The 8,597-nt window shown below is 39.6% G+C and carries 6 protein-coding genes; 5 read left to right on the forward strand and 1 reads right to left on the reverse strand.

Translation table 11 applies throughout. From position 1 onward, the window contains the following. Window positions 1–91 precede the first annotated feature (91 nt). Window positions 92–472, reverse strand: coding sequence for a hypothetical protein (locus V7K76_RS22330; protein ID WP_334779639.1), 381 nt, complete (start codon window positions 470–472; stop codon window positions 92–94). Between the two features lie 480 nt (window positions 473–952). Between V7K76_RS22330 and V7K76_RS22335 the strand changes: the two genes are divergently transcribed. From V7K76_RS22335 to V7K76_RS22355, 5 genes are all read left to right on the forward strand, one after another. Then, window positions 953–4,507, forward strand: a complete 3,555-nt coding sequence (locus V7K76_RS22335; RefSeq protein WP_334779638.1) for an NB-ARC domain-containing protein — start codon at window positions 953–955, stop codon at window positions 4,505–4,507. 104 nt (window positions 4,508–4,611) lie between these two features. Further along, the gene (locus V7K76_RS22340) at window positions 4,612–4,971 is read left to right on the forward strand and encodes a hypothetical protein (RefSeq protein WP_334779637.1); all 360 of its coding nucleotides are present in this window, start codon (window positions 4,612–4,614) and stop codon (window positions 4,969–4,971) included. A gap of 69 nt (window positions 4,972–5,040) precedes the next feature. After that, window positions 5,041–6,375, forward strand: a complete 1,335-nt coding sequence (locus V7K76_RS22345; protein WP_334779636.1) for a KamA family radical SAM protein — start codon at window positions 5,041–5,043, stop codon at window positions 6,373–6,375. A 649-nt stretch (window positions 6,376–7,024) separates the two neighbouring features. Continuing rightward, the gene (locus V7K76_RS22350; RefSeq protein ID WP_334709115.1) at window positions 7,025–7,216 is read left to right on the forward strand and encodes a hypothetical protein; all 192 of its coding nucleotides are present in this window, start codon (window positions 7,025–7,027) and stop codon (window positions 7,214–7,216) included. A gap of 88 nt (window positions 7,217–7,304) precedes the next feature. Next, entirely contained in the window at window positions 7,305–8,441 is a 1,137-nt protein-coding gene (locus tag V7K76_RS22355; RefSeq protein ID WP_334779635.1) for an AI-2E family transporter, read from the forward strand. Window positions 8,442–8,597: the final 156 nt, after the last annotated feature.

Consider the following 8,597-nt stretch of genomic DNA (forward strand, 5'->3'; position numbering starts at 1 on the left):
ACCTCAATAACGAAAACAATTTTCTACTGTTTTTCTAAAGCTTGAGGTGAAATCAGTGGCTTTTGATAATTACTTAAAAAAACAACCAAACTTAGTCAATATCCAACAACTCAGATACCATCCAGCCAAATATCGGCGCGGTATTTCCCTTCTTGCATTTAGAAAAGTCCAGGCTGAGTAGTCCAAACCCATTCTTTAACAATCCCCTCAACCCCACTCGAAAGCGATCGCGATAGATAGATACCTGACTTTGCGTATCTGTCGGTAACTCCTCTAAATACCTATTTAGATCCGCATGAACGCAACGAAAAGAACCTCGAAAAGAGATGACACGCACTTCAAACTCATCGGTTCCGATCTTGCGGATACTCACTTCAATCATTCCATCCTTGCAAGTGTGACAAGCAAGAATGTCTTTCTCAAGTAAGTCAAATAATTCCTGAGTAGAATTTGAAACGTCAGGTGTTGGCATAGTGTGGGGTACCTCAGTGCTATTTACTTCAGCTATCCTCGCGATTCACACCTAATTTGTTATCGATTCTACATTTACTTTATTAATCTTGTCAATAAGTTGATAGGTAGAAATTGACAACTTGATAATTTAGACTATAGTTAGTTTAGTAGTTTCTTGTCAATTCACTTTTCTGTAAGATGCTAGGTGATGTCCACGACGGCTACGCCAACGCACGGGACTGGAGACTAGGAAACCCGATAAATTTATCGGGTTTGTGGTTGAGTTTAATACAGACCTAACCCCCAACCCCTGCTAGATCCCCGACTTCTTGAAGAAGTCGGGGATCTGAACACCACTAACCTCTCAAAACTTTTGGGACAGACTACTAGCGTTGGGGAATAAGAATAAAAAGAGAAGATTTGGGTATAAAGCAGTAGAAATATATCTCACATCTACCTCACATATCGATAAATAGTTTTGGCTGGAGAAATTTATTTCATGACGGAAATTCCTGAAAGTTTCTTGAGAGCGGTTACAGCCGAACACAATGTATCTGAGGCTGAGGTAAGTGCCTTACTTCTAGCTTTAGCTGGCCAAACGGCAGAATCTATTGCCACCACTCTCGAAATTAGTGCAGCAGCAGTGCGAAAGCGGCTTGGTTCGGTTTACCAAAAGTTTGATATTGCTGGGAGTACTCCGGGGAAATTAGAAGTAATCAGGAGTATCTTTCAGGAAAGATATCAGTTATCAACAGTAGTTAATACCTCATCCTGTTATGATTTTGGCGAAGCGCCTGATGTCCCCGTTTTCTTTGGGCGTGAGTCGGAGTTAGATGTTTTAGAGCAATGGGTAAATAAAGATCGTTCCCGACTGGTGGGAATATTCGGGATGGGGGGAATTGGCAAAACAGCCTTATCTATCAAGCTGGCACAGAAAATTCAGGAACAGTTTGAATATGTTATCTGGCGATCGCTACGTCATGCACCCTCTGTTAAGGAGATTTTTGCAGACCTGATTGAGTTTTTCTCCAAAAAGAATGAGCCTAAAGAAGTAGGAATTTCGCAATTGATTGCCTATTTGCGGAAACATCGCTGTTTATTAGTACTGGATAATGTCGAGTCAGTTTTACTTGGAGGTGATTATGTCGGTCAATATCGAGAAGGATATGAAGAATATGGAGAATTTTTTCGACAAGTTGGGGAAGTGCCTCATCAAAGCTGTTTAGTCTTAACCAGTCGTGAAAGTCCCAAAGAAATTATCACCTTAGAAGGAAACAATCTTAAAGTTAAATCCTTGCAGCTAAGTGGGCTAGAAAACATCGCCGCAAAAAGCATATTTGTGGGCAAAGGTGATTTTTTGGGTTCAGAGAAAGACTGGAACAAGTTAATTAATCAGTATGCAGGTAATCCTTTAGCCTTAAAAATCGTTTGTAATACGATTCAAGAAGTTTTTGGTAGCAATATATCAGAGTTTATTAGTTGTGATATATCTGTGCTATTTGGAGATATCCGCAATTTATTAGAACAGCAGTTTAATCGGTTATCAAATTTAGAAAAAGAGATTTTATACTGGTTAGGAACTAATTGCAAACCTACTTCCTTTGTCGAATTACAAGCAGATATTATTTCAACGACATCACAACCAGAATTAATTGAAGCTTTAGAATCATTGCGACGGCGATCGCTAATCTTTAACGAGAAGGGTTTGGCGAAATTCATGCTCCAAGCTGTAGTGATGGAATATATCATTAGCAAATTTGTTAATCAGGTTTGTGAAGAAATTGTTTCCGAGGTTACTCTAGAAAATATTTCCTTGTTAAAAAATCATGCCTTACTCAAAGCGCAAACAGAAGGGAAGACTAGAAATGCTCAAATTCGTTTAATTATAGAACCAGTTGTTGAAAAACTAATTAATAGATTTGGCAATAAAGACCGGATTAAAGAACATCTGTTAAAAATTATAAAATTGCTGCAAATAAACACTCCGTTGACATCCGGTTATGCTGGGGGGAATATTATTAACCTCCTTTGTCATCTGGGAATTGATTTAAGTGGATGTGATTTTTCTACTTTAAAGATATGGCAAGCATACCTAATCAATGTGAACCTGCATAATGTAAACTTTGCCAACTCTGACTTATCTAAATCTGTATTTACAGGAATCTTCGATAGTATTTTATCAGTGGCATTTAATCCTGTAAATGGAGAAATTGTTGCTACAGGTGACGCTGATGGTCGGATTAGCTTTTGGCAAGCTACTTATGGGGAGCAACTATTTCATTGGAAAGCACATGCTAATTGGGTAAGAACTGTTGCCTTTAGTCCCGATGGTAAAACTTTAGTTAGTTGTAGTGATGACCATACTGTAAAACTCTGGGATGTTGCTAGTCAAAAACATCTCATGACTTTTGAAGAACATACTAGCTGGGTCAGGTCTGTTGTCTTCAGTCCTGATGGCAAAATTGTCGCTAGTGCTAGTAGTGATAAAACTATTAGAATCTGGGATCTGGATACCCAAAAATGCTGGAAAATTTTCAAGGGACATAGCAACTTTATTCGTTCTGTTGCCTTTAGTCCTGATGGAAAAATACTCGCCAGTGGTAGTGCTGACCAAACTGTGAAGTTGTGGGATGTAAAAACAGGTAAATGTTTGAAAACTCTAGAAGGACATACCAAATTAGTCCAGTCCGTAGTTTTTAGTTCTGATGGAGAAATACTTGTCAGTTGTAGCGATGACAAAACTGTAAAACTTTGGGATGTTCTAACAGGGAAGTTATTAAAAACTTTAGAAGGACACACTAATTTAATCCATTCTATAGCCTTAAGTCCGATCCCCTCTTCACAAGGAGGAGAGATCATCGCCAGTTGTAGCGACGACAAAACGGTGAAACTCTGGGATATTCAAACGGGGGAATTATTAAAAACTTTAGAAGGACATAGTAATTCTATTCTGTCTGTTGCATTTAGTCCCGACGGAAAAATACTTGCTAGTGGTGGCTATGATAAAACCGTTCGGTTTTGGGAGATCGAAAATTATCAATGTATCCAAATCTTGCAGGGATACACTAATTGGGTACACGATTTAGCCCTGAGTCCAGATGGGAAGATAATTGCTAGTAGCAATGATGATAAAACCGTTAGGCTGTGGGATGTTCAAACTGAAGAATGTATCAGCACTTTGGAAGGACACGCTGGCCGCCTTTGGTCTGTTGCTTTTAGTCCGCTAGCTGGGGGGCTATTAGCTAGCGGCGGTGATGATCAAACCATCCGTATTTGGGATACTCTAAGTGGACAGTGCGTGAAAATTTTGCAAAATAGCGATCGCATCCGTTCTATTGCTTTTAGTCATGATGGTCAAATTCTGGCTAGTGGCAGTATTGACTGCAACATCAAACTCTGGAACATTCGGACTGGCCAATCCTTTGAAACATTACCGGGGCATACAAATTGGGTGCAGTCTGTCAGTTTTAGTCCTGATGGTGAAATCCTCGCCAGTGGAAGTGATGATCAAACACTGCGGCTATGGAATGTTCATACAGGGAAATGTATTCGGGTTTTAGAAGGACATACTATGCGAATATGGTCTGTTGCTTTTAGCCCGCTTCTCCCTTCACAAGGGCAACTTGGAGGGCTATTAGCTAGTGGCGGTGATGACAAAACAGTACAGCTGTGGGATGTTCAGACTGGCGAATGTTGCAAAATTTTAGTCAATCATGATTGGATACGTTCTGTTGCTTTTAGTCCTGATGGTAAGATTCTTGGCTGTGCTTGTGTTAATCACACTGTAGAAATTTGGGATGTTGACACAGGTAAACGTTTAATGATTTTGCAAGGACATAATAATTGGGTTCGTTCTGTTACCTTCAGTCCAGATGGAACTTTGTATAGTGGTTCCCAGGATGGGGCTATTAAGCAATGGAATGTCACAACTGGAGAGTGTATTAAAACCCTCATGCCAAAAAGACCTTATGAGGGAATGAATATCAAAGGTGTTTCCGGTTTAGGGGAAGAACAAAAAAATACACTTAAAGAATTGGGTGCTATTGAAGATTAATCGGTTAATTAAAAATAATAATCATGCTCTTTAATTGCACTCTTGGAAATGTGTATTAGTTTCTGATTGTTGAATATCATTAATTTTTTCTGAGGATTGCCATTATGCCAAATCATATCGGTCTGTTCAGTCCTTCTATCCGTCCACTGGCTATGGCCTTGTCACTAGGAGTAGCTTTAGGTTCTGGTTTTGGATACGGCTTTTATAAAGCGGTTTTCGATTCTAAGCAGCATGGACAATCTGCTCCAACTAAACCTGATTGTGTCAGCCGTATAGAGTTTGAACAGTTACAACTAGGAATGTCCTTAACAGATGTACGCTCAATCTTAGGTAAAGGGATAGAGGTTAAGCGTTCGACAACTGAGGTAACTTTTGTTTGGAAGAATCCTGATGGTTCAATAATTACTCTTACTTTCGATAAAAGTTCTAAACTCGCAGAGAAAGGACAGTGTGAGTGGAAGTAAGAAAATAGAGTAAAGGCGATCGCCTTTTCCTCTATTTTTTATATAAGTTAAAAAAATAATCATAATTAAATGTCACAACTTAACCCTAAAAAAATTGAATTATATGAAATTAAAGATATAGAACGGCTGCCTCAACTGCAAAAACTTTCAACAGCAGACCGCTTGGCAATGAAAGCAGTTGCCCAAGTATTACCGTTTCGTGTCAATAATTACGTAGTAGAAGAACTGATTGATTGGGAAAAAATTCCCGATGATCCGATCTTTCGCCTCACATTTCCTCAAAAAGAAATGTTGGCTCCCGAATCTCTCGACAAGGTTATTTGGCATCTGCAAAATTCTACACCAGAAGAACTGCGTCAAGTAGTAAATACGATGCGATCGCAACTCAACCCCCATCCAGCCGGACAGGCACATAATATTCCCACTTTAGATGGAAAACCAGTACCAGGAATTCAACATAAATATCCTGAAACAGTCTTAATTTTTCCCACAGCAGGCCAAACTTGTCACGCATATTGCACATTTTGTTTCCGTTGGCCCCAGTTTGTAAAGATGGATGGAATGAAATTTGCTACTCGTGAATCAGGATTTTTTCAAGAGTATCTCCGCCAACATCAAGAAGTCACAGATGTTTTAATTACTGGCGGAGATCCAATGACAATGAAAGCGAAACATCTGGCTTTATATATTGAACCACTGCTCAATTCGGGTTTTGAACATATCCAAACAATTCGGATTGGGACTAAATCGGTAGCTTACTGGCCTTATCGCTTTGTTACAGATGAAGATGCTGATGATGTCTTACGTTTGTTTGAGAAAGTGATTAGCTCAGGCAAACATCTATCAATTATGGCACACTACGATCATCCAACAGAAATCAAAACTGAAATTGCTCAAACAGCTATCCAACGCATTCGTAGTACAGGCGCACAAATTCGCACCCAAGGGCCGCTTATGCGCGGAATTAATGATTGTCCACAAATATGGATAAAAATGTGGCAAGAACAAGTTCGCCTTGGTTGCATTCCTTACTATATGTTTATGGAACGAGATACTGGAGCAAAACATTATTTTGAATTGCCAATTATTCGCGCTTGGGAAATTTATCAAACAGCAATACAAAAAGTGTCTGGATTAGCTCGCACCGCTCGCGGGCCAGTCATGTCAGCACTACCAGGTAAAATTGCAGTGGATGGCGTAACTGAGATTTATGGCGAGAAAGTGTTTGTACTTTCTTTTTTACAAGGACGCGATCCCGATTGGTGTAAACGTCCTTTTTTTGCACGTTATGACGAAAAAGCAACCTGGTTAACTGATTTAGTTCCAGCTATGGGAGAAAAGGAATTTTTCTATGAGAATAAATTAAAAGAAATTCTGAAAACACAAATCAGAGAGTTCGCGTAGGCAGACTTCTCTGCGAGACGCTACTACGCGAACGTTTGTGTAGCCGCGATTTCCAAGATACTGTTGGTCAATTCACGGTGGGTTTGACCCCTCACCCCTAAAACCTTGGTTTGGCGTTGCATTCCCGCCCTGAAATAAATTTCGGGCTAATAGCTCAAGTCCGTTGAAACGGACTTAAATCAGAGTAATCAGGAATGATGGGTTAGATCCCCTATTAATTCGCCAACAGTATCTTTCCAATCGCCCGGTGTTTCTTCCAAAAGTGGATGCTCCCGATTTTATTGGTCTGGTTCTCCAAATTCTGCAAAAATTAACCAATGTCATCTTCTGCTCGTTCAGAAAAATGCTAAAGATTAGGTAATTTCGCTATGATTAGCAAAGTTTGAACTAACAGTATTTATGGATAACGATTTACTGGCTTTCTTTGCGGGTGCTGGATTCCTGATTCTCTATCTTATCTTCTCAGCATTAACTGAGATGGGGACTAAATTGCCTTGGAAGAAATAAATTAGACTTTTCAAACATCCTCTAAAGCGATCGCATTTCCTAGAGAAAGTTGGAAAGGATTGTATCTGTAGGATTATTGTAGAAACTAGACGGTACAGCGCCAATTTGTATGTACCATAAAAATTTGTATTGCTGTACTTTTATGGAAAATCAACTAGGATTTGTTCTGAAACTGCTTTTACTCTCAGCTTTATTATCGATATTAATTAAGTATGCAGGGCCAAGTCTATCAATTCCGGCGACAGCAACCAACGCGCTAATTATAGTATTGTTACCGATTGTGATGATTGCGATCGCGCTACTGTGGCGATTCCAAGCACAGAAACAAAATTAGCTCAAACCATGACTACAAGTTCCTAAAATCAGTTAACCTAGCTGAATTACCAGAAAATTGCATTTTGCCACCTCTTGGGAGTCAGCCTGTGAAACTTGGTCAATGGATCGGCTTAATCGCCATAGTTCTTTCTTTATACATCCTGTGGCAAATTCGGGAAGTGCTTTTGCTAATGTTTGCTGCTGTTGTGTTAGCTACTACTTTAAATCGGCTGGCAAAACGCTTCCAAAGCTTTGGGATAAAACGTGGATTCGCTGTACTCTTAGCGGTGGCTATCTTTTTTGCAGGTATAGTGGGTTTTTTCTGGCTAATTGTGCCACCATTTGCACAACAATTTCAAGAATTAACCAATCAGGTTCCTAAAGGGTTTGAGCGCTTTAATGATTGGCTTGATGCCCTGAGAACTCGGATTCCTAGCCAATTAGTTACTTACATTCCAGATATCAATAGCCTCATTCAACAAGCACAGCCCTTCGTCAATCGAGTGCTAGGAAACTCCTTTGCTTTTGTATCTGGTTCTTTGGAAGTTGTCCTCAAGATTTTGCTAGTCTTGGTTTTAACAGGAATGATATTAGCCGATCCCCTAGCTTATCGCAAAGTATTTGTGCAGCTTTTCCCCTCATTTTATCGGCGGCGGGTAGATGGAATTTTAGATAAATGTGAAGTCTCTTTAGAAGGATGGATTACAGGTGCTTTCATTGCCATTTGTGTTGTAGGGGTGATGAGTTTTGTTGGCTTATTAATTTTGGGTGTAAAAGCAGCAGTAGCTTTAGCGGTTTTAGCCGGATTTTTCAATTTAATTCCCAACCTTGGCCCAACCATGAGCGTCATCCCAGCAATGGCGATCGCCTTCTTGGATGAACCTTGGAAAGCCATCGCCGTCTTGATTACTTACTTTATCATTCAACAGATTGAGAGTAATTTCATCACACCTGTTGTGATGGCGCATCAAGTCTCATTGCTACCTGCTATAACCTTAATTGCCCAGCTATTTTTCGTTACTTTCTTTGGTTTTTTAGGATTATTTCTGGCGCTACCTCTGACTGTTGTCGCGAAGATTTGGTTACAAGAAGTGTTAATTAAAGATGTTTTGGATAAATGGGGAAATGAGCATATACAAGAGACTGAGTTTGTGATAGTTTCTGAATCTCCTGGAGCAAATGATAATTGGACAGCAGAAAGTCTCGATATTAATCATGAGCAACCGATTGATGATGATAAGTAGACTGAATTCTTGTAGAGACGGCGATTCATCGCGTCTCTTGCCTTAACCAAACAGTATTGTGTAACCCACATTCCGCACTTCAACTTGAAGCATAAAGAGATTACAGTCAAGATAAAAGCGAAAAGTCAGGATAATTAAGAAAATAATACTGAATTA

The sequence above is a fragment of the Nostoc sp. genome, from assembly GCF_036917975.1.
Taxonomy (GTDB): Bacteria; Cyanobacteriota; Cyanobacteriia; order Cyanobacteriales; family Nostocaceae; genus Nostoc.

Excerpts from the sequence above, each read along its gene's own strand:
- V7K76_RS22335 (WP_334779638.1), top strand. The coding sequence starts at position 953 with ATGACGGAAATTCCTGAAAGTTTCTTGAGAGCGGTTACAGCCGAACAC.
- V7K76_RS22345 (WP_334779636.1), top strand. The coding sequence starts at position 5,041 with ATGTCACAACTTAACCCTAAAAAAATTGAATTATATGAAATTAAAGAT.
- V7K76_RS22350 (WP_334709115.1), top strand. The coding sequence starts at position 7,025 with ATGGAAAATCAACTAGGATTTGTTCTGAAACTGCTTTTACTCTCAGCT.
- V7K76_RS22340 (WP_334779637.1), top strand. The coding sequence starts at position 4,612 with ATGCCAAATCATATCGGTCTGTTCAGTCCTTCTATCCGTCCACTGGCT.
- V7K76_RS22330 (WP_334779639.1), bottom strand. The coding sequence starts at position 472 with ATGCCAACACCTGACGTTTCAAATTCTACTCAGGAATTATTTGACTTA.